The sequence below is a fragment of the Gordonia soli NBRC 108243 genome (genome assembly GCF_000334455.1).
Classification (GTDB): domain Bacteria; phylum Actinomycetota; class Actinomycetes; order Mycobacteriales; family Mycobacteriaceae; genus Gordonia; species Gordonia soli.
On sequence record NZ_BANX01000002.1, the window covers coordinates 168,827 to 186,767 of the forward strand.

The following is a 17,941-nucleotide window of genomic DNA, read 5'->3' on the forward strand; positions in this document are numbered from 1 at the left end:
GATCAGCTGCCGGGCTGGCTCTTGGCCGCCCGCATGGCCTCCAGCTCCGAGAGACGGGATGCGGCCTCCGAGTCCATGTCCTCCAGCTCGAGACCCTTGGTCTCCCGGACCTTTCGGAGCACGTAGAAGAACGACGCCGCGGCGCAGAAGGCGAAGAACCCGTAGATCCAGCCGAGCCCGACCAACTTGGTCATCTGCGGGAAGAGCATCGAGATGGTGAAGTTGGCAATCCAGTTGGCCGCGGTGCAGACGCCCAGCGCGACACCGCGGATGCTGTTGGGGAACATCTCGCCCAACATGACCCACATGACCGGCCCCCACGTCGCCGCGAAGGCGATGACGAAGAGGTTCGCGCCGATCAGGGCGATCACACCCCATGGATCAGGCAGCGTGATGTCCTCGCCCTCACCGATCTGCTGGGTGAACGCGATACACGCCAGCAGCAGGCCGATGAACATGCCGATCGAACCGGCCAGCAACAACTTCCGCCTGCCGATGCGGTCGACGAACAGGATGGCGACAAAGGTCATCGCGACGTTGATGACCGCGGTGATCACCGACGTCTTGAACGACTCACTCGTGCTGAAGCCGACCGACTCCCACAGCGTGGTGGAGTAGTAGAAGATCGCGTTGATGCCGACGAACTGCTGGAACACGGCGAGCCAGATACCCACCCACACCAGCGGATGCAGGCCGAAGGACGGTCCGGTGATGTCGCGGATCGACGATCGCGCCTCGCGTTTGACGGTGAGCTTGATCTCCTTGACCCGCTCCAGCGGGTTCTCCTCGCCGGTGACCTCCTGCAGGATGCGCGCGGCCTCGTCGTCTCGGTTGCGACCGACGAGATAGCGCGGCGACTCCGGGATCGTCAGTGCCAGCAGGCCGTACACGATCGCGGGCACCACGCCGACCAGGAACATCCACCGCCAGGCCTCCAGCCCCCACCAGAGGTTCTGCTCTGGACCACCGGCAGCATCCTGCAGCAGCGTGTCCGACAGCAGCGCCGCGAAGATGCCCAGGGTGATCGCCAGCTGTTGCATCGACGCCAGTGAGCCCCGGTACCGGGCGGGCGCTATCTCCGAGATGTAGGCGGGCGCGATCACCGAGGCGATGCCGATGCCGATGCCGCCGAGGACGCGCCAGATCAACAGGTCGGGGATGGTCTGCGTGAAGCCGGTACCGATCGAGGAGATGATGAAAAGCGCTGAGCCCAAGAGCATCACCCGCTTGCGGCCCCAGACGTCGGCGAGCCGGCCGGCGAACCACGCGCCGAGTGCACAGCCGAGCAGCGCGATCGCGACTGCGAATCCGGTGAACAGACTGCCCAGCTTGAAGTTGTCCTCGATCGAGTTGACCGCGCCGTTGATGACCGAGCTGTCGAAACCGAAGAGGAATCCGCCGACCGCGGCGGCCACCGAGACCCCGATGACCTTCGCGGTGTGCTGTTCGGCGACGTCGCGCCGTTGTATGTCAGACATGTCCGTGACCTCACTGTCCGGTTGCCCTGCGCGCCGGGGGGACGACGCTGAGATCGATCTGGTCGAGCCGTGCCTCAATCTACTCGGCCGGGTGTTCCCATCCGCGCATATCGGTACACACGTTTCGGTATCGATGTGTCGTCGTCCCGCGCGCCGAGACGGTGCGCCCCACCGGACATCGGGACGCCGCGGGCCCCACCACCAGGCCCCGGCAACGGCTGGACCGGGACCGGCTGTGGGTCAGGCGGTCGCGCGACCCGAGCAGGTCGAGTACTGCGGGTTGACCATCGGAACCCCGGCGAGGGCACCGACCTTCTGCCGGATGGTGAACGCCACCGGTCCACGACCGGGGTGCAGCACGACCCCCCACGTCAGCGACCGTCCGCGCGTGGGCACCAGCACCGACCCGGTCCGGCCGGTGGTGAGGTTCTTCCACTTCACCGTCGTCTCGGACGTGTACTCCAGGGCGCCGGGCTGACGACGGTCGGATCCGATGAGCGAGATGGCCGGTCCAGGAAGCCCATCGGCGGGGTGCTGGATACCGGTGAACACATCGACCGACACCGGAACCGGCCGATTGGTGGGCCACGGGTCCGGCACATCACACCGCACCGTCGTCGCGAGTTGGTAGTTGGAGTACTCCGGGACCGCGGTCGCGCCACCGGCAGTGACCGTGGTGACCACGGCGGCGCCGGCACAGATCGTCGCCGCGATCGCCCCCTGTCGTCGTCGCCGGGAGATCGGGGCACGTCCGGTGGCTGCGTTCGACATGGGGGCGAGTGTAGGGCTGCCTACTATGTCCTCATGGCGAAACTCCAGATTGCCCAGGACGTCGCTGCCGACGAACTGTTGTCCACCGACCCGTTCGCGCTCCTCATCGGGATGCTGCTGGACCAGCAGTTCCCGATGGAACGTGCGTTCGCCGGCCCGGCGAAGATCCGGGACCGGTTCGGCAGCATGGATCCCGAGGCGATCGCGGCAGCGGAGCCGGAGTCCTTCGCCGATCTCTGTGCCACTCCCCCGGCGATCCACCGATACGGGCGCTCGATGGCCGGCCGAGTGCAGTCGCTCGCCCAGACCGTGGTCGACGAGTATGACGGCGACACCGCGTCGATCTGGACGACGGCCACCTCGGGCAAGCAGCTCTTCGATCGCGTCCGAGCGCTCCCCGGTTTCGGCGACCAGAAGGCCAAGATCTTCACCGCGCTGCTGGCCAAGCAACTCGACGTGAAACCCAGCGGATGGACGACGGTCGTCGGCGACTACGGCAAGAAGGGCTTCCGGTCGGTGGCCGACGTCCGCGATCCGGAGTCCCTGCAGAAGGTGCGTGACTTCAAGAAAGCGGCCAAGGCGGCAGCAAAAGCCCAGGACGGCTGACATCGTGCCATTCGCCGATGGCTGATTTCGCGCGGGTACTCCCGGATGCGTCGACGGTGACCTAGGGTCGAGGCATGAACGCGTCGAAGTCCGTATCGCGCCGCACGACGACCGCTGCCGAGCACCGGGAGACCGCAGGCGTCATGCGATCTGGCGGCGCCGCGCCAGACGTGGCCGCGGCGGTTCGCGGCGTCGCCGAGGTCCCGGTCCGGATCGGCTTCGCGATCACCGGCGTGGTGCTCACCGCTGCGGAGTCCGCGGTGACCATCGCCCGGCTGACGGCCACCAGCGTGCAACAGGAGGTCGGCTCGGTGCTCGGCGTCCCGGGCAGCGAGTTGGGCGCGCGGACCCCGATGGCACTGCTCAACCACCTCGGTGAACTGCTCGGACCCGAGCGGCCGATCGGACGCGCACTCGCGGTCGGCGGACCGCTCGAACGTCTGCTGAATCCCGACGGAGTGGTGGATCGGCTCACCGCACCGGATGGCTTGCTCGAGAAGCTCACGGCGTCGGGCGGTCTACTCGACCAGATGACCCAGGAAGACGGGATCCTGGTGCGGTTGACCGCCAAGGACGGACCGCTCGACCGTCTCACGCGTCCGGGCGGAGTGGTCGATCAGTTCACCGAGAACGAGGGCATCCTGGAGAGGCTGACCTCCGAGGGAGGCATCGTCGACAAGCTCACCTCGCCGGACGGGGTGCTGGAGAAGGTGACCTCGCCCGGTGGCATCCTCGACCGTCTCGCCGACGACGGCGGCCTCCTCGACCAGTTGGTCGGTGAGGACGGTGCAGTCGAACGCGCCATCGCGCCCGGCGGACCGCTGGACCGGATCACCGAGCTGACCGAGGTCATCAGCAAGCTCGCACCGAACCTGCTGACCATGCAGGACACGGTGCACGAGTTGGCCGAGACCGTGGATCTGCTGAACCAGAGCGTCGCGCCGCTGGGTGGACTCGCCGACAAGTTGCCCAAGCGGCTCACCCGCACGCCGCGCGGGTCCGGCGGCTCCACCTCCGACGACCACCGCGAGACGTCGCGCAACGGGCACTCGTTCGAGTGAGTCGACTCGTCGAGATCTGGACCGACGACGCCGGCGAGAGTCGGTTCACCGAACGTGAACTCGAGATCGACCGCCACGCGGTGCGCACCATCCACAGCGCGGTCACCCCCGCCGGTGGCTCACTCGGCTGGCACGATGCGCCGTGCGATCAGTACGTGGTGACCCTCACCGGGACACTGCGTTTCACCACCCGCCGCGGCGAGCAGTTCGTGCTGTCTCCCGGTGATGTGTTGCTCGCCCGCGACACCACCGGCGGCGGGCACGAGTGGGAGCTGATCGACGACCAGCCGTGGACACGTCTCTACGTCGAGATCGGCGAGGCCGGATCCGGGTCCTGAGCCGAACCGCCATCCGTCCCGAGGTCTGTACATCGACGGAGTGCGCGGTCGAGGATCTGCACGTACTCATCCGGATTCGGTAGCACCGCACGCGAGGTGACCACCGAGATGGTGACGGTGTCGCCAATTCCGTGCACGCCGTGGGTCAGCCCCTGCGCAGGCGACAGGGCCGGGAATCCGGCGGTCGATGTCACCTGCCCGCCGCCCAGCGTCAGGTCGGCCGGACCGCGGTTCACCGACGACACCACCGTCACCCCGGTGACGCGATCGGGGCGGCGAACCAGGTCGAACCCGCGCAGGTCGCGATGCACCAGTGCGGCCGGTGTCCACGCTCCTGCGCGCCGCTGTGCCCGACGCAACGGCGAGTCGTCGCGGGCGCGTGCTGCCGCGATCCCGGACGCGATGAGATCCGCACGGCGCCGGAGATCTGTTGTGTCGATGTGCAGGTCGACCCCCGCGGTGCGGAAGTGATTGCGCGCCCGCGCCGATCCGGGACGGCCGATGGTCAACTCCACCGCCGATCGGGTCTGTTCGCCGAGGCCCTCCGTCAACGCGATCGAGATCGCGGTCAGGGCGGCGACGGTCACGGTCGGGAACGCCGACAGCTCTCGCCGGTCCACGACCAGGGTCCGGAGCACCCGATCTCGTCCCGGCGGGGTGTTCAACGGACTCGGCGGCACTCCGGCGAACTGCGCCGGCGAGTCACTTCGGGACACCCGATACGCACGGAGACCAGATGCCACCATGCCGGCGAGCCGCACCGGCAGCGTCAGGACACCGACGCCTGCCGCGACTGCTCGCGTAGCCGTCGCCGAGGCCCACAGGAGACGCTGTCGCGCCGACGGTCTCGACTCCATCTCGCCGGCGCCCTCGGCAGCTTCGGCGAAGAGCTCGCGCGCGATGCGTGCCGTCCGCCGACCGTCACCCAGCGCGTGCACCACCTGCAGGACGACGACCACGACCTGCTCCGTCCGATCGCGACGGGAGTCGTTCACGGGTCCGATCACGTGCAGTCGCCACGCCTCGCGACGCGGATCGAGCTGGTCGGCCTCGAGCCCGGCGACGAGATCGAGACAGTCCTGCCACCGCATCGGTTCGGCGGGGTCGACGACCCGGACCTGATCGGCGGCAGGGTGTGCACGCACCCAGTACGGACGGTCGAGATCTGCGGGTGTCTCGACGATCCGGAGACAGAGGTCGGGAACCGAGGACGCACACCGACGCAAATGCGCGGCGGTCGCCGACACGGGGACATCGGTCGCGACGAACGTGTACAGCAGGAACTGATCGGTCCGCATCCGCTCGGAGATCCAGAACGACCGCGCATCGGCGTCGGCCAGACGGTTCATCCGAACCACGCTAGTGCGCCGGGTGGTCCAGCAGGCCGGCGGCCGCAGAGATGTTCCAGCAGGCCGGAGGCCGCAGAGATTGCCCAGCAGGTCGCCGAGTACGCCCCCGACGTGCGGACGGGCCCGGGCAATCCTCCCCCGGCTCACCGGGGCCCGTCCGACGCCGACCGATCCGAAGACCGGTCAGCCTCGTCTCTTCTCCAGGTGCACCAGCGCCTGGACATGTACATCGGAACCGTCGACGGCGGTGCGGATGTCCTCGACCGCGTCGCCGACCATCGCGGCGATCTCCGGGTAGGAGTGGGTGGGTGGCGCGGTCACCGTGAGTCGGATGATCTTGCGTCCCCGGTCGTCGGTGGCGGTGGCTGCCACCCGGTCGAAGATCGTGTTCTTCCGCAGGTCGTCGGCGACCGCGGCGGCGATCAGCTTCGGCGCGATGGTCATCGCGCCGTCACCGTCGCTGCCGTCCAGCACGAGGTCGGCGACCCGGCCTGGACGGATCCGGGAGACGATCAGTCGCCATCCCCAGAGGGTGGCGATCAGCACGACACCCACCAGGACCGCAGCCCACCAATCGGTTTCGACGATCCGCCGGGGCGCGTCCGCGTCGAATCGGTCGATCCACCCGACGACCGGTTCGACGCCGGCACGCCACAGGATCGCACCGATCCCGACGACGAGCAGCAGGAGTCCGATCAGTCCGACCGAGATTCGGTGCAGTGCAGCAGGCAGACGGTTCATCGACGATCACCCCGATCCCGGGCGACAACCCGGATCTTCACGCGTGGACGACGATCGAGGTCGGCGAGCACTCCGTCGACGATCGATCTCAGGACGTCTGTGTCGACCGCGTCCGGACGTGCGGCGGTCACCGTCAGTGCCACGCGGCGTCGCCCGACGACGGTGGTCGCGTGTTCGACTCCCGGTTCGGCGAGCACAGCGGTACTGCACCGGCGCGCGACATCGCCACGTCGGGTCCACAGGACCTCGTAACCGGCCAGGCTCACATGTGTCCGCCGGCGTGGCCGGAGCGCGCTGAGCACCAAGAGCCCACCGACGAGGACCGATCCGATTGCGGCGGCCCACATCCAGTCCCACCACTGCAGTCCGGCGATCTGGACCGCCGTGGTGTGCAGCCATTCCTCTCCATCGACCCATCCGACTCGGACGAGGAGGTCGCGGACAGCCACCACGGCCAGCCCCAGGAGTGCCAGGCCCACGAACACCCCGGCCACTGCGGCCGACGGGTTCGCCGACGGCGCGTAGACCTTCTCGTCGTTGGTGTCGGCGGTCTTGCTGATGACCCCGGTCTTGTCGGCGGTCGTCTCTGCGGGTCCGGTGACCGTCTGGGCCTCGTCTCCCTGCGATTCGTGTGCCTGAGCCGTGGTCATCGGTCACCTCCGTCGGTGGTCGGCGAGGCCGGGATCTCCACATAGCCCGACGGTGAGCGGTTCCCCCGCCGGGTGGTTTCCGAGATGAGCTGCGCCACCACCACATCGACACGTCCCGGACGGATCCCGGTGAGACGGGTCAGTTCGTCGGCAACCCGCCGGCGCACCTCGCGACATACATCGGTGACCGCGCACGGCCAGTCGAGTGCAACGGTGAGGCCGACCGTCGGCGCAGTCTGCGACATGTCGACCCGCGCCTGGGGATAGTCGGTGCCGACGACGGCCCGACCGGGGACCGCGCCACCGAGTACTGACCCCAGTCCGGCCTGGTGGGCCACCACGCCGTCGACGTCCAGTGCCACGCGCGCGGCGATCTTCTCGCCCACCCGGTTCGCGATGACCACCGCTCCCCGATCGCTGGCGGCGGCCGGCGCTGCCGTGCCGACGCTGCGGGGGTCGATGTCGTCGACACCGCGTTCGACGGTGGCCGACTCAGCCACGGTTCCGGCTCCGCAACAGAGCCCCGAGATCGACTGCGCCATCGCGCTGGAGCCCCAGGGCGAGGCCGATCCCGCCGAGGAGGATCGCCAGCACGAATCCACCGAAGCCTCCGGTGGTCACCGCGATGGCGAGCAGCAGGCCCGCCAGCAGTCCGATGGTTGCGTTGTTGGTCATGATCGTTCACCTCGTGAGGTAGGGCTGGTTGCAGGGTTCTGATCGTCGGGGGCCGGCGGCAGCGGCTGCCCGGGGGCGGCGATGTCCTCGACGGTCACCGAGATCGGGAGGCCCGCGACCGCCGCCGCGGCATCCCGTGCGCGGTCGGCGATGGCCAGCAGGTCCGTCGTCGAGTCGACGACGATGTGGATCTCGCCGTCGGAATCGGTGAGCGCGACCCCACTGACCCGACCACCGGGTAGGTAGGTCGCGATCTCACCGAAGACTCCCCCGTGGAGCCCGGCGACGCCGGGCACCGCGAGGACGGCATCGGCGATCCGCTGTGCGGCCGAGTCGGCCGAACCCCCGGACGTCGCGGCGTCGTTCATCACTGCACTCGCGGTGAGTCCGTGCCGGTGGTGTCGTCCTCGCCGAAGGAGATGTCGTGGACGGTGACGTTGACCTCGGTCACCTCGAGACCGGTCATCTGCTCGATGGCGGCGATGACATTCCGTCGGATCGCCGCGGCGAGCTGGTGGATGGCGACGCCGTACTCGGCGACTATGCCGATGTCGACGGCGGCCTGCCGTTCGCCGACCTCCACCGAGATGCCCTGGGTGGTGCTGGTCGAGGTGCCGGGAACGTAGTCGCGGACCCTTCCGACGAGGCGCTCGGCGCTGCCGCCCACATCGTGTACGCCGTCGACCTCACGGGTCGCGATTCCGGCGATCTTGGCTACGACGGTGTCGGCGATGGAGGTGCGGCCCCGATCGCCGACCAGAGCGTTCTCGTTCTTCGCGAGTGCCAGGCCCTTGTTGGAACCGCTGGTCGCGGCCGCACCGGTGGTGGTGGTCTCGTCGCCCGCGGTGGTGGAAGCGGCAGTATCGGACATCTGAACTCCTTCGTTCGTCATATGCACTGCGTCGACGCCGAGGCTGTCGGCGTACCTGGTCGGCGGTCGGTGTCGTCACCGGCATCGCGATCGATGATGGTGATCGTCCATCTCCCTCGGGGCCGTCGAGCTACTTCGCGAACAGCGATGGTGTCTTGACGACCCTGTATATGGTTGGTTCGTAGTGAAGCCCGAAAGTGCACGCGAGAAGCCGAGTGAACTCGGTCACAGCCTCGATTCGGTCGCCCGCCGACGGTCGCGGCGCACCGCGGTCGGGTCCGAACCCCATCTCGCCCTGGATGAGCTGTCCGACGACGAGCTCGCCGGGGCCGCGGCCGTCGGCGACCAAGAGGCATTCGGCATCCTCGTGGCACGCATGTCGCCGATCCTGCTGCGCTACCTGCGGCGGATGGTCGACGATCCAGCGATCGCCGAGGATCTTGCGCAGGAGACCCTGCTGGACGCGTGGAAGAGCCTGCCCGATTTCGCGTTCCGGAGCACCTTCCGCACCTGGATGTTCGCCATCGCGCACCGTAGGCTGGCCGATCACCTGCGGCGCAGGAGGGACATCCCGACCGCCGACGAACGCTTTGTCGACCTGGCGGCACCCGAACCCATGCCCGCCGAGCAGGTGATCACCACGTCCCTGGTCGATGCGCTCAGGTCGGAGTTGACCGCCCTGCCCTCCACGTCGCGGTCGGTCTGGTGGCTGCGGGAGGTCGAAGGCCTGGCGCTCGTCGAGATCTCCCGGGTCCTGCAGATCTCGGTCGGCTCGGTGCGCGGACACCTCCAGCGCAGTCGCAAATACCTGTCCACACGTCTCGAACCCTGGCGGCCCGGAGCGGCACCACGTGATTACACATCTCAGGGTGAGGCGTCGGACGATCATCAGGACACACACCGGAGAGGAGCCCGAGCATGAGCGACATCTGGGTCGGCGGCGCGCACCTCGACGATGACGAACCCGACGCCACGGACGCCTGGTTGGTGTCGGCGAGCCGGGGACTCGCCGAACCCGACGACGATGTGCGCAAGTTGATCTCGCGGATCTCAGGAGGGCTCGACCGAGCTCGGCGACCGGCCCGCGACCTCGATTCGGACATCGACGGCATCACGATCAGCGACCGCGTTCTCAAACAGGTACTCGCCACGCGAATCCGCAGCGATCTCGGCAGACTGGTGGTCTTCGTCGCGGTCGACGGTGCCGGCACCGAGATGACCGCGATCCGGATCGGACTCGTCGCCCGCTATCACGACGACCTGGCGACCATGTCCGGCCGCATCCGCGATGTCACCGACGACGTCCTCGAGGAGACGCTGGGCACGCACGTGACCGCCGCCGCACGGCGGGCTATCCACATCCGCTGGCAGGACGTCTACTCGCGGGAGTGGTTGAACTGAGCCGGCATTCGCGGACGCATACCGGTCGCTGACGCGACGCGGCGGGCCCGCCCGGAGTGACCCGGGCGTGCCCGCCGCGTCGTCGTCAGTTCACGAGAGCCGGTCCACGGTCTCAGCTGCGCGCGCCGGCGCTCCACGCATAGGGAAGGTCGGCGCCGTTGAGGATGTGGTCTCCGATCGCGCGGAGCTTGAAGATCAACGGATTGTGCACAGAGATGGTGCGCGCATTGCGCCAGTGGCGATCCAGGCGCAGTCGCTCCGAGGTGATCGACGCACCACCGACCTCGAACAGTTGCGTGGTCGCATCGAGAACCGTGGTGATGACGGCGTTCTGCGCGCGTGCGACGTCGAACTCCACCTTGTCGACGGCGGCGTCGTCCTGGGCTCCGGCGGTCAGGTCGTCGAGCTGCGAGGCGATGTCGAGCACGAGGGTGCGAGCGGTGTAGGCGGCCGACGACAGTCGACCGATCACCTGCTGCACCAGCGGATCCTCGCGTGGGAGATCGGCCGAGCCGTGCGTGTAGGTGCGGGTGCGGTCCCGGACCCAGACGACGGCGTCGTCGGTGGCACGCTGCGCGATCCCGGCGAGCACGGCCAACTGCACCAGCTGGAGGTACGCGGTCGAGAACGTACGTCCCGGCTCACCGTAGCCGGGCCCGAGGAAGCGGTCCGCCGGGATGCGGACCTTGCTGAACTCGGTGGTGCCGCTCGCCGTCAGGCGCTGCCCGAAACCGTCCCAGTCGTCGTGCTGGGTGACCCCGTCGGCGTCCCCGTCCACCAGCACCGCCACGCGCTCGCAGTCCTTGTCACCGGCCACCAGGATGTGATCGGCATAGAGGCTGCCCGTCGAGTAGTACTTCGTGCCGTCGACGCGGTAGCCGTCACCGTCGGCCACGATGGTCGTCCGGTAACGATCGACCGCTCCGACTCCCGGCTCGGTGATGGCGTTGCCGACCAGGCTTCCCTCCGAGACCGCACGCAACCAGCGTTCGCGTGACGCGACGTCGGTAGACAACAGCAGGTCCTCGACGAAGAACCAGTGCACCCGCAGGGCCTGCGGGAGGTTCGATTCCGCGGCGGCGAGGTCGACGAGGAGACGGAAGAGCTGACGGATGGAGGCCCCGTAGCCGCCGAACTCGACCGGGACGCGCAACGACCCGAACTTCGCCTCCTGCAGCCAGCCGATCTCGTCGTGGGTGAGGGTGCGATCGACCTCGCGCTGCACCGCTCCCGCGGCGATCCGGGCGAAGATCGGCGCGAAGATCGCGTCCAGCTGCGCGTCGGTGTACGGCTCCGCGCCGTCTGATGCGGTGGGGGTGCCCGCGGATGCGGTGCTCGTGGGTCCGGCGGTCGCGGCGGTCGGTGTCACCGAGGGGTCCTCTCAACAGACGGTAGGTCGTCGCACAGTCTGTCCAGCCACCCCGGCACCGACCACCGTTCTACGCGCGCTGACCGAAACCGCCGATCCGCCGACGGCCGTCGTGACGGTTCCCGATCAGTCGACGCCGGGGCCCGCGTCGCGGACCTCGTTGACCCGTGACATCGCGTCGCGCAGATCGGTCAGCCACGAATCCGTGTGTTGCCCGACGAGTTTCACGCACCACGACAGTGCGTCGGCCCGGCTCCGCGCGACACCGGCGGACACCAGGATGTCGAGTACCTGGCGTTGCGGTTGACGAAGTCGGGTCATCACCGGCACCGCCAGATGGGTGAAGAGTTGTGAGCTCTCACCACATCGGACTCCCCAGGCGACCTTGCGATCGAATCGGTGCTCCGCTTCACGGGCGACCTCCATGCGGGCCGCGCGGGTCTCCTCGCGGAACCGCGCGATACGGCCGGACTCGGCCTCGCGGCGGCTCGGGTCGTCGACGTCCCCATCGGCCGACGGAGGCTCGATGGTGCCGATCACGGTGATCTCTTCGCGGTCCACCCGGATCTCGGGTGCACCGATGAACAGGTCGTCCGGCAGTCGCCCGCTGAACCACCCGGTCACGCTCTGCTCGGTGTCGGACATGGCCGCCTTCTCGATTGATTACTTGTAATAATTGATAGCACGTAATCGCGGTGTGCGCGACGGTTCCGCAGTCCCGGGCCCCGACGTCCGGCGAGCGCGGGCGAAGTGTCTTAATGGTCATGACGTTGCCGACTGTGCCGGTCGCCGATGATCACATCGGATCGCGATCGACCACTCCCCGCGGAGGCCCTGCCATGCCTGATCAGAGCGTGTCCGAGACCACCAGTCCATCGCTCGCGGACCTCGATCCGAACACCCCCGTGGTGGTCGGCGTGGGCCAGGCGTCCGAGCGGATCGGCGAGCCCGATTACGAGGGCCTTGGCGAAGCAGATCTGGCCGCGCGCGCCGTGCGTGCCGCACTCGCCGACACCGGTGTCGATCCCGACTCGGTGGCCCGACTCGTCGACACCGTCGTCGCGGTCCGATCCTTCGAGGTCTCCAGTCCCCTGTCGTCGTCGCCACTGGGACGACCCGACAACACCCCGCGAGCGGTCGCCGAGCGCGTGGGATTGCGACCAAATCGTGCGGTCACCGAGGTCGTCGGCGGCCAGAGCCCGCAGAAGCTGGTCACCGAGTTCGCCGAAGAGATCCACCGCGGCTCGTCCGACGGCGCCGTCATCGTCGGCGCCGAGGTCATCTCGACCATTCGGCATCTGATGAAAACGGTTGCGGCCGATGATCGTCCCGACTTCACCGAGACGGTCGATGGATCGCACGAAGACCGCGGCTTCGGACTGTCGGGGCTGACCAGCCTGCAGGAAGCACGTCACGGGCTCCTCGACCCGATGACCCAGTACGCCGTGCTCGAGAACGCACGCCGTCGCAAACTCGGCCGGTCCCGACACGAGCACGCTCGGTCGATGGCTGAACTGTTCGCACCGCTGTCCGCGGTGGCGGCCGACAACCCACATTCGGCGTCGCCGGTCGCGCGCACGGTCGACGAACTGACCACGGTCGACGACACCAACCGGAGGTTGGCCGACCCGTACACGCGGCTTCTCGTCGCACGCGACCAGGTCAACCAGGCGGCCGCGACCCTGGTGCTGTCGGTGCGATCCGCACGCGCACTGGGCATCTCCCCCGACCGCTGGGTGTTTCTGCACGGGCACGCCGATCTCCGCGAGAACACGCTGATGGAACGCCCCGACCTCGCCGAGGGGCCCGCCTCCGTCGCGGCGATGCGCAATGCACTGGAGATGGCCGGTGCGTCCCTCGACGAGGTCGCCGCCCTCGACATCTACAGTTGCTTCCCGATCGCCGTCGCACACGTCGCCGACGCCCTCGGACTCGCCGCCGACGACCCGCGTGGCCTGACCGTCACCGGAGGACTGCCGTTCTTCGGCGGCGCCGGCAACAACTACTCGATGCACGCCATCGCCGAGATCGTCGACCGGGCGCGGCGCTCACCGGGCAGCCTCGGCCTCGTGGCGGCCAACGGCGGGCTGTTGAGCAAGTACTCCGTGGGCATCTACTCGACGACGCCGACGGCGTGGCAATCGCCCGACAACGCATCCGCGCAGGCCGCCCTCGATGCCGTTCCCGTGGTGGAGCACCGCCGCGACGCCGACGGGTGGGCGACCGTGGAGAGCTACACGGTGATCCCGGATCGGGCCGGCGACAAAGGGATCGTGATCGCACGCCTCGATGACGGCGCGCGCTTCATCGCCACCGTGGCCGAAGGCGACGACGATCTGCTCGAGCTCCTCACCGTGGGTGACGAGCCGATCGGGACACGCGTGTACGCGCGGTCGTTTGCCCGCGGCAACCGGGTCGCGGTCTCCGAGGAGCGGATGGCCGAGTTGTTCCCGGTCGAGGCCCCACGATTCCAGGATCGGTACGAGCACCTGCAGGTCCGCCGGGACGGCCGTGTCCTGGAGGTCGTCATCGACCGGCAAGATGCGCGAAACGCTCTCAACCCGAAGGCGAATGAAGAACTCGACGCCGTCTTCGACGCCTACTTCGCCGATCCCGAGCTGTGGGTGGCGATCCTCACCGGGGCCGGCGACAAGGCGTTCTCGGCCGGCAACGACCTCACCCATCTGGCCGGGGACGCGATGATGTCGGTACCCAAGAACGGGTTCGGCGGCCTCACCTCGCGCCGTCACCTGCCGAAGCCCGTCATCGCCGCGGTCAACGGGCTCGCGCTGGGCGGTGGTCTGGAGATCGCACTCGCGTGCCACGTCATCGTCGCCGACGAGCGGGCCTCCTTCGGGCTGCCCGAGGTCCGGGTCGGACTCGCCGCCGCTGCCGGAGGTCTCGTCCGCCTGCCCGCCGCGATCTCACCCGCGCTGGCGCGGGATCTGATCCTGACCGGTCGCCGGATCGACGCCGACGAGGCGCTGCGGGTGGGGCTGGTCAGTCGCATCGCCCCACCGGGCACCTCGCTCGACCTGGCACGTGCTGTCGCACAGGAGATCCTCGCCTGCTCGCCGACCTCGGTCCGGGCATCGATCGCGGTGATGGCCGAAGCAGCCGAGATCGCCGACCCGGTGGACGCGATCGACCACACGACCTCGGTCCTCGACACCCTCTTGATCAGTCAGGACACCAACGAGGGCGTCACGGCGTTCGTCACCAAACGCGAACCGCGCTGGACCGGACGCTGATCACCGAGCAGTCGGAGTACGGTCGCCGCCGGCCGAGATCGACGACAGCGTGTCCAGCGCGGCGTCGACGGCAGCGGCGCCTGCCGGGAGCAGCGGCAGCCTGACGTCGGCGCACCGAATCCGTCGCTGTGCCGTCAGCACCGCCTTGATGACCGCGGGATTGGGTTCGGCGAAGAGCGCCGCGGCCAGCGGGGTCAGCGCGGCGGCTTGTCGGCGGGCGGGGGCGATCGGTCCGTCACGCCACGCTTCGATCAGGCCTGCGTACGCCCGCGTGGCGACCTGCCCGCCCGCCAGGATCGCCCCGTCGGCACCCAGCGCCAACATCGGACCCACGTGCAGGTCGTCGCCCGCGAGCACCGCCGTGTCGACGGGTTTCCGGCTCATGAAGGCGGTGGTGACGTCATCGACGGCACCGACCGCGTGTTTGAAGCCCGCCACATTCGGCAGTTCCGCGAGCTGTCGAAGGGTGTCGACGCTCAGCGGTCGCGCGGTCCGGTACGGCACGTGATAGACGAGGACCGGAACCGGACTGGCCGCGGCCACCTCCCGGAAGTGTTCCACGACACCGTCTTCCGACGCCCGGACGTAGTACGGGACGACGACCAGAACCGCACTCGCCCGTGGATCGACGGTCCGCACCTCATCCCGGGTCACGGCTGTGGCGTTCGTGCCCACACCGACCATGAGCGGTGCACCTCGCTCATCGCAGGCGGTGGCGCAGACGTCGACGACCAGCCGCCGCTCCTCGGTCGTCAACGAGGCGACCTCTCCGGTGGTGCCGAGGGCGACGATGCCGGACGCACCGTCGTCGAGGACCTGACCGGCCAGGTCGGCCAGAGCTGTGACATCGACCGACCCGTCCACCGCGAACGGGGTGATCAGCGGAACGTGCAGACCGGTGAGTGGCTGTCGGGTGATCGTCATGGCGTCAGCCTGGGCGTCGGCGACCATCAAGTCCAGTTCACAATCATGACGCCACACGTAAGCTGAACTGATGCTCGATGTCCGGCGCCTCCGCCTGCTGCGTGAACTGTCGCACCGCGGCACCATCGCCGCGGTGGCCGAGGCACTCGCCTACACACCGTCCGCGGTATCCCAGCAACTGACGGCACTCGAACGGGAAGCCGGTGTGGCCCTTCTGGAACGGACCGGCCGGCGCGTCCGACTCACCCCTGCGGCCGTCGGCTTGGTCCGGCATGCCGAGACGGTTCTGGCTGCACTCGCCGAGGCCGAGGCCGGATTGGCCAGAGCGCGTGCCGATGTCGTCGGTCCGTTGCGGATCGGCGTCTTCCCGAGTGCTGTCGTGGCGTTGTTGACACCGGCACTGGTGTCACTCAGCACCGACCACCCGGCAGTCGATCTCATGGTCACCGAACTCGATCCGAGTGGAGTACCCGACGCGCTGCGCGACGGCCGCCTCGACGTGGCGCTCGTCCAGGAATACGACCACGTTCCCGCGGTCGCCGACGCAGGCCTGTACACCGAGCACCTCCTCGACGAGGTCGTACACCTTGCCGACGGTGATTTGAGGTCGCCGGGCGACAGCGATCTGAGGTCGCCGGGCGACAGCGATCTGAGGTCGCCGGGCGACAGCGATCTGAGGGCGCCGGGCGACGAGACCACACCCGGCGACCTGCTCGGCAAGTACCGCGACTCCGACTGGATCGCCGGGACACCGGGCACGCTGTGCCACTCGCTCACCGTGCGCGTGTGCGAGGCAGCGGGTTTCACGCCACGAATCCGCCACCACGCCGACGACTTCGGTACCGTACTCGCGCTCGTCGGCGCCGGGCAGGGCACCGCGCTCGTCCCCGATCTCGGCATACCACGACCCGATGGTGCACGAGGTGCGCCCCCGGTCATGCTGACCCCCTTGCCGATCCGACGTCGGACTCACCTGGCGTGTCGGCGCGGAACCGAGAGCGACCCCGTGATCGCCGCGGCCCGGTCCGCACTCGGTGTCGCCGCCGCCCGGGTCGGCACCGATCCGGCCACCACCGGTCCGGCCAGCGCTGCCGCTCCCGGGCATCGCCGACGACCCGACCTGCGCTAAGCGCCGCGAGATCGGCCACGGTGGAGGACACTGATTCTCGCCGGGCGGTGTAGACGACGCCGCTCAGACGGGAGGCCGGGGAGATGACCACAGCCGACGACATCGAGGGCGGATGGTCACTGCCCCGCGGCACGATAATCCTGGTCACCGTGGCGGGGCTGGTGGTCGCGGTCGCAGGCATCAAGGCATTCTCGGGCATCGTCGGCCCGACCTTCCTCGCGTTGATGCTGACCGTCGCGGTTCACCCGATCCCGGTATGGCTGCGACGCAAGGGTGTTCCGACCTGGCTCGCCTTTGTGCTCACCCTGCTCGCGGTGTACGGAATCCTGATCGCGCTGTTCGCGTCACTGGCGTTCTCGGTCGCCCGGTTGGCGACCATCCTGCCGACGTACTCCGACAAGTTCGACACGATGGTCGACGACTTCCAGTCGTTCCTCACCTCCCACGGCGTCAGCCACGACAAGGTGCAGGACGCGCTGTCGCACATCGACACCAGCAAGATAGTCGGCGCGCTGACCGACGTGTTGCAGAGCACGGTCGGGATCGCCTCGGCTCTCGTGCTCGTCCTGACGCTGTTGCTGTTCATGGTCGCCGACGCCATCGGGTACAGCGACCGCATGGATGCGCTGCGCCGGGATCGCCCCGACATCGCCAGGGCCTTCACCTCTTTCGCGTCGGGTACCCGCAGTTACCTCTGGGTGTCGACGGTGTTCGGCTTCATCGTCGCGGTGATCGATACGGGCGCACTGTGGTTGATCGGCATCCCCCTCCCGATCCTGTGGGGACTGCTGTCGTTCATCACCAACTACATCCCCAACATCGGCTTCGTCATCGGACTCGTCCCACCGGCCCTCCTCGGGCTCCTGGACGGCGGGGTGTCGACGATGCTCCTGGTGATCGTCGTCTACAGCGTCATCAACGTCGCGATCCAGTCGATCATCCAGCCCAAGTTCGTCGGCGACGCCGTCGGCTTGTCGACGACCCTGACCTTCCTGTCACTGGTGTTCTGGGCGTGGGCGATCGGGCCGCTCGGCGCGTTGCTCGCGGTGCCGCTCACGCTGATGGCCAAGGCGCTGCTCATCGACATCGACCCGAGTACGCGGTGGGCGGATGTACTGTTGTCGGCGTCCGCGCCGAAACACCAGGGCGACAGCGCGGGCACCAGTGGTGGCGAAGAGAGCAGCGGCGGCAACAGGAGCGGCGAGGCGGCGCCCCGCGACGATTCCGGGCCCGGAACCGATCCCGACACCGGCCCGCCGGACCCGACCACCGGTGCAGGAACTACTCAGCCCACCTGAGTAGTCGCACTCATCCCCGGGACTCGCGC

At 68.5% G+C, this 17,941-nt stretch carries 20 protein-coding genes; 8 read left to right on the plus strand and 12 right to left on the minus strand.

The features are described from left to right. Positions 1-2: 2 nt before the first annotated feature. On the minus strand, positions 3-1,478 hold the full coding sequence (locus GS4_RS01275; protein WP_007616689.1) for a sugar porter family MFS transporter: 1,476 nt from the start codon (positions 1,476-1,478) through the stop codon (positions 3-5). Positions 1,479-1,718: 240 nt separating this feature from the next. After that, positions 1,719-2,249 (minus strand): hypothetical protein, encoded by a 531-nt coding sequence (locus tag GS4_RS01280; RefSeq protein WP_007616690.1) that lies wholly within the window; start codon positions 2,247-2,249, stop codon positions 1,719-1,721. Positions 2,250-2,282: 33 nt separating this feature from the next. Here GS4_RS01280 and GS4_RS01285 point away from each other — a divergent pair, with 33 nt between their 5' ends. The 3 genes from GS4_RS01285 (at position 2,283) to GS4_RS01295 (ending at position 4,254) form a co-directional block, all read left to right on the plus strand. Continuing rightward, entirely contained in the window at positions 2,283-2,855 is a 573-nt protein-coding gene (locus GS4_RS01285) for an HhH-GPD-type base excision DNA repair protein (RefSeq protein WP_007616691.1), read from the plus strand. Between the two features lie 143 nt (positions 2,856-2,998). Further along, positions 2,999-3,916, plus strand: a complete 918-nt coding sequence (locus GS4_RS01290) for a hypothetical protein (RefSeq protein WP_007616693.1) — start codon at positions 2,999-3,001, stop codon at positions 3,914-3,916. Then, on the plus strand, positions 3,913-4,254 hold the full coding sequence (locus GS4_RS01295; protein WP_007616695.1) for a cupin domain-containing protein: 342 nt from the start codon (positions 3,913-3,915) through the stop codon (positions 4,252-4,254). Before GS4_RS01290 ends, GS4_RS01295 begins: the two co-directional genes overlap by 4 nt. On the opposite strand, the gene GS4_RS01300 is transcribed toward GS4_RS01295, so the two are convergent. The 7 genes from GS4_RS01300 to GS4_RS01330 form a co-directional block, all read right to left on the minus strand. Beyond that, positions 4,218-5,603: a wax ester/triacylglycerol synthase domain-containing protein gene (locus GS4_RS01300; protein ID WP_007616697.1), complete on the minus strand. Its 1,386-nt coding sequence runs from the start codon at positions 5,601-5,603 to the stop codon at positions 4,218-4,220. The two genes, GS4_RS01295 and GS4_RS01300, sit on opposite strands and share 37 nt — an antisense overlap. A gap of 183 nt (positions 5,604-5,786) precedes the next feature. Beyond that, a complete protein-coding gene (locus GS4_RS01305) occupies positions 5,787-6,344 on the minus strand; it encodes a hypothetical protein (RefSeq protein ID WP_007616699.1) in 558 nt (185 codons plus the stop codon). Next, positions 6,341-6,994 (minus strand): Asp23/Gls24 family envelope stress response protein, encoded by a 654-nt coding sequence (locus tag GS4_RS01310; RefSeq protein ID WP_007616701.1) that lies wholly within the window; start codon positions 6,992-6,994, stop codon positions 6,341-6,343. Before GS4_RS01310 ends, GS4_RS01305 begins: the two co-directional genes overlap by 4 nt. Continuing rightward, positions 6,991-7,494: an Asp23/Gls24 family envelope stress response protein gene (locus tag GS4_RS01315; RefSeq protein WP_007616703.1), complete on the minus strand. Its 504-nt coding sequence runs from the start codon at positions 7,492-7,494 to the stop codon at positions 6,991-6,993. The genes GS4_RS01310 and GS4_RS01315 overlap by 4 nt, the downstream gene beginning before the upstream one ends. Beyond that, positions 7,487-7,669 carry a hypothetical protein gene (locus GS4_RS01320; protein ID WP_007616704.1) on the minus strand — a complete coding sequence of 61 codons (183 nt, stop codon included), beginning with the start codon at positions 7,667-7,669 and terminating at the stop codon, positions 7,487-7,489. Before GS4_RS01320 ends, GS4_RS01315 begins: the two co-directional genes overlap by 8 nt. After that, positions 7,666-8,037 (minus strand): hypothetical protein, encoded by a 372-nt coding sequence (locus tag GS4_RS01325; RefSeq protein WP_007616705.1) that lies wholly within the window; start codon positions 8,035-8,037, stop codon positions 7,666-7,668. Before GS4_RS01325 ends, GS4_RS01320 begins: the two co-directional genes overlap by 4 nt. Beyond that, the gene (locus GS4_RS01330) at positions 8,037-8,540 is read right to left on the minus strand and encodes an Asp23/Gls24 family envelope stress response protein (protein ID WP_007616706.1); all 504 of its coding nucleotides are present in this window, start codon (positions 8,538-8,540) and stop codon (positions 8,037-8,039) included. Before GS4_RS01330 ends, GS4_RS01325 begins: the two co-directional genes overlap by 1 nt. 184 nt (positions 8,541-8,724) lie before the next feature. On the opposite strand from GS4_RS01330, the gene GS4_RS01335 reads away from it, so the two are divergent. Continuing rightward, positions 8,725-9,462 (plus strand): RNA polymerase sigma factor, encoded by a 738-nt coding sequence (locus GS4_RS01335; RefSeq protein WP_007616707.1) that lies wholly within the window; start codon positions 8,725-8,727, stop codon positions 9,460-9,462. Continuing rightward, the gene (locus GS4_RS01340) at positions 9,459-9,941 is read left to right on the plus strand and encodes a hypothetical protein (RefSeq protein WP_007616708.1); all 483 of its coding nucleotides are present in this window, start codon (positions 9,459-9,461) and stop codon (positions 9,939-9,941) included. The genes GS4_RS01335 and GS4_RS01340 overlap by 4 nt, the downstream gene beginning before the upstream one ends. Positions 9,942-10,053: 112 nt before the next feature. Here GS4_RS01340 and GS4_RS01345 read toward each other — a convergent pair whose 3' ends face one another. Then, the gene (locus GS4_RS01345) at positions 10,054-11,310 is read right to left on the minus strand and encodes an acyl-CoA dehydrogenase family protein (RefSeq protein ID WP_007616720.1); all 1,257 of its coding nucleotides are present in this window, start codon (positions 11,308-11,310) and stop codon (positions 10,054-10,056) included. A gap of 126 nt (positions 11,311-11,436) precedes the next feature. Then, positions 11,437-11,955, minus strand: coding sequence for an ATP-binding transcription factor AbmR (abmR, locus tag GS4_RS01350; protein ID WP_007616722.1), 519 nt, complete (start codon positions 11,953-11,955; stop codon positions 11,437-11,439). A 194-nt stretch (positions 11,956-12,149) separates the two neighbouring features. Here abmR and GS4_RS01355 point away from each other — a divergent pair, with 194 nt between their 5' ends. Next, positions 12,150-14,561, plus strand: a complete 2,412-nt coding sequence (locus GS4_RS01355; protein ID WP_007616723.1) for an acetyl-CoA acetyltransferase — start codon at positions 12,150-12,152, stop codon at positions 14,559-14,561. Here the strand turns inward: GS4_RS01355 and GS4_RS01360 are convergent, their stop codons facing one another. Continuing rightward, positions 14,562-15,485, minus strand: a complete 924-nt coding sequence (locus GS4_RS01360) for a dihydrodipicolinate synthase family protein (protein ID WP_040509088.1) — start codon at positions 15,483-15,485, stop codon at positions 14,562-14,564. It abuts the gene before it with no gap. A gap of 70 nt (positions 15,486-15,555) precedes the next feature. Here GS4_RS01360 and GS4_RS01365 point away from each other — a divergent pair, with 70 nt between their 5' ends. Together GS4_RS01365 and GS4_RS01370 are read left to right on the plus strand one after the other, a co-directional pair. Continuing rightward, positions 15,556-16,614, plus strand: coding sequence for a LysR family transcriptional regulator (locus GS4_RS01365; protein ID WP_007616725.1), 1,059 nt, complete (start codon positions 15,556-15,558; stop codon positions 16,612-16,614). A gap of 83 nt (positions 16,615-16,697) precedes the next feature. After that, positions 16,698-17,912, plus strand: coding sequence for an AI-2E family transporter (locus GS4_RS01370; RefSeq protein ID WP_007616726.1), 1,215 nt, complete (start codon positions 16,698-16,700; stop codon positions 17,910-17,912). Positions 17,913-17,941 lie beyond the last annotated feature (29 nt).

Excerpts from the sequence above, each read along its gene's own strand:
- GS4_RS01365 (WP_007616725.1), top strand. The coding sequence starts at position 15,556 with ATGCTCGATGTCCGGCGCCTCCGCCTGCTGCGTGAACTGTCGCACCGC.
- GS4_RS01300 (WP_007616697.1), bottom strand. The coding sequence starts at position 5,603 with ATGAACCGTCTGGCCGACGCCGATGCGCGGTCGTTCTGGATCTCCGAG.
- GS4_RS01325 (WP_007616705.1), bottom strand. The coding sequence starts at position 8,037 with ATGAACGACGCCGCGACGTCCGGGGGTTCGGCCGACTCGGCCGCACAG.
- abmR (WP_007616722.1), bottom strand. The coding sequence starts at position 11,955 with ATGTCCGACACCGAGCAGAGCGTGACCGGGTGGTTCAGCGGGCGACTG.
- GS4_RS01310 (WP_007616701.1), bottom strand. The coding sequence starts at position 6,994 with ATGACCACGGCTCAGGCACACGAATCGCAGGGAGACGAGGCCCAGACG.
- GS4_RS01355 (WP_007616723.1), top strand. The coding sequence starts at position 12,150 with ATGCCTGATCAGAGCGTGTCCGAGACCACCAGTCCATCGCTCGCGGAC.
- GS4_RS01320 (WP_007616704.1), bottom strand. The coding sequence starts at position 7,669 with ATGACCAACAACGCAACCATCGGACTGCTGGCGGGCCTGCTGCTCGCC.
- GS4_RS01275 (WP_007616689.1), bottom strand. The coding sequence starts at position 1,478 with ATGTCTGACATACAACGGCGCGACGTCGCCGAACAGCACACCGCGAAG.
- GS4_RS01285 (WP_007616691.1), top strand. The coding sequence starts at position 2,283 with ATGGCGAAACTCCAGATTGCCCAGGACGTCGCTGCCGACGAACTGTTG.
- GS4_RS01370 (WP_007616726.1), top strand. The coding sequence starts at position 16,698 with ATGACCACAGCCGACGACATCGAGGGCGGATGGTCACTGCCCCGCGGC.
- GS4_RS01330 (WP_007616706.1), bottom strand. The coding sequence starts at position 8,540 with ATGTCCGATACTGCCGCTTCCACCACCGCGGGCGACGAGACCACCACC.
- GS4_RS01360 (WP_040509088.1), bottom strand. The coding sequence starts at position 15,485 with ATGACGATCACCCGACAGCCACTCACCGGTCTGCACGTTCCGCTGATC.
- GS4_RS01340 (WP_007616708.1), top strand. The coding sequence starts at position 9,459 with ATGAGCGACATCTGGGTCGGCGGCGCGCACCTCGACGATGACGAACCC.
- GS4_RS01280 (WP_007616690.1), bottom strand. The coding sequence starts at position 2,249 with ATGTCGAACGCAGCCACCGGACGTGCCCCGATCTCCCGGCGACGACGA.
- GS4_RS01290 (WP_007616693.1), top strand. The coding sequence starts at position 2,999 with ATGCGATCTGGCGGCGCCGCGCCAGACGTGGCCGCGGCGGTTCGCGGC.
- GS4_RS01305 (WP_007616699.1), bottom strand. The coding sequence starts at position 6,344 with ATGAACCGTCTGCCTGCTGCACTGCACCGAATCTCGGTCGGACTGATC.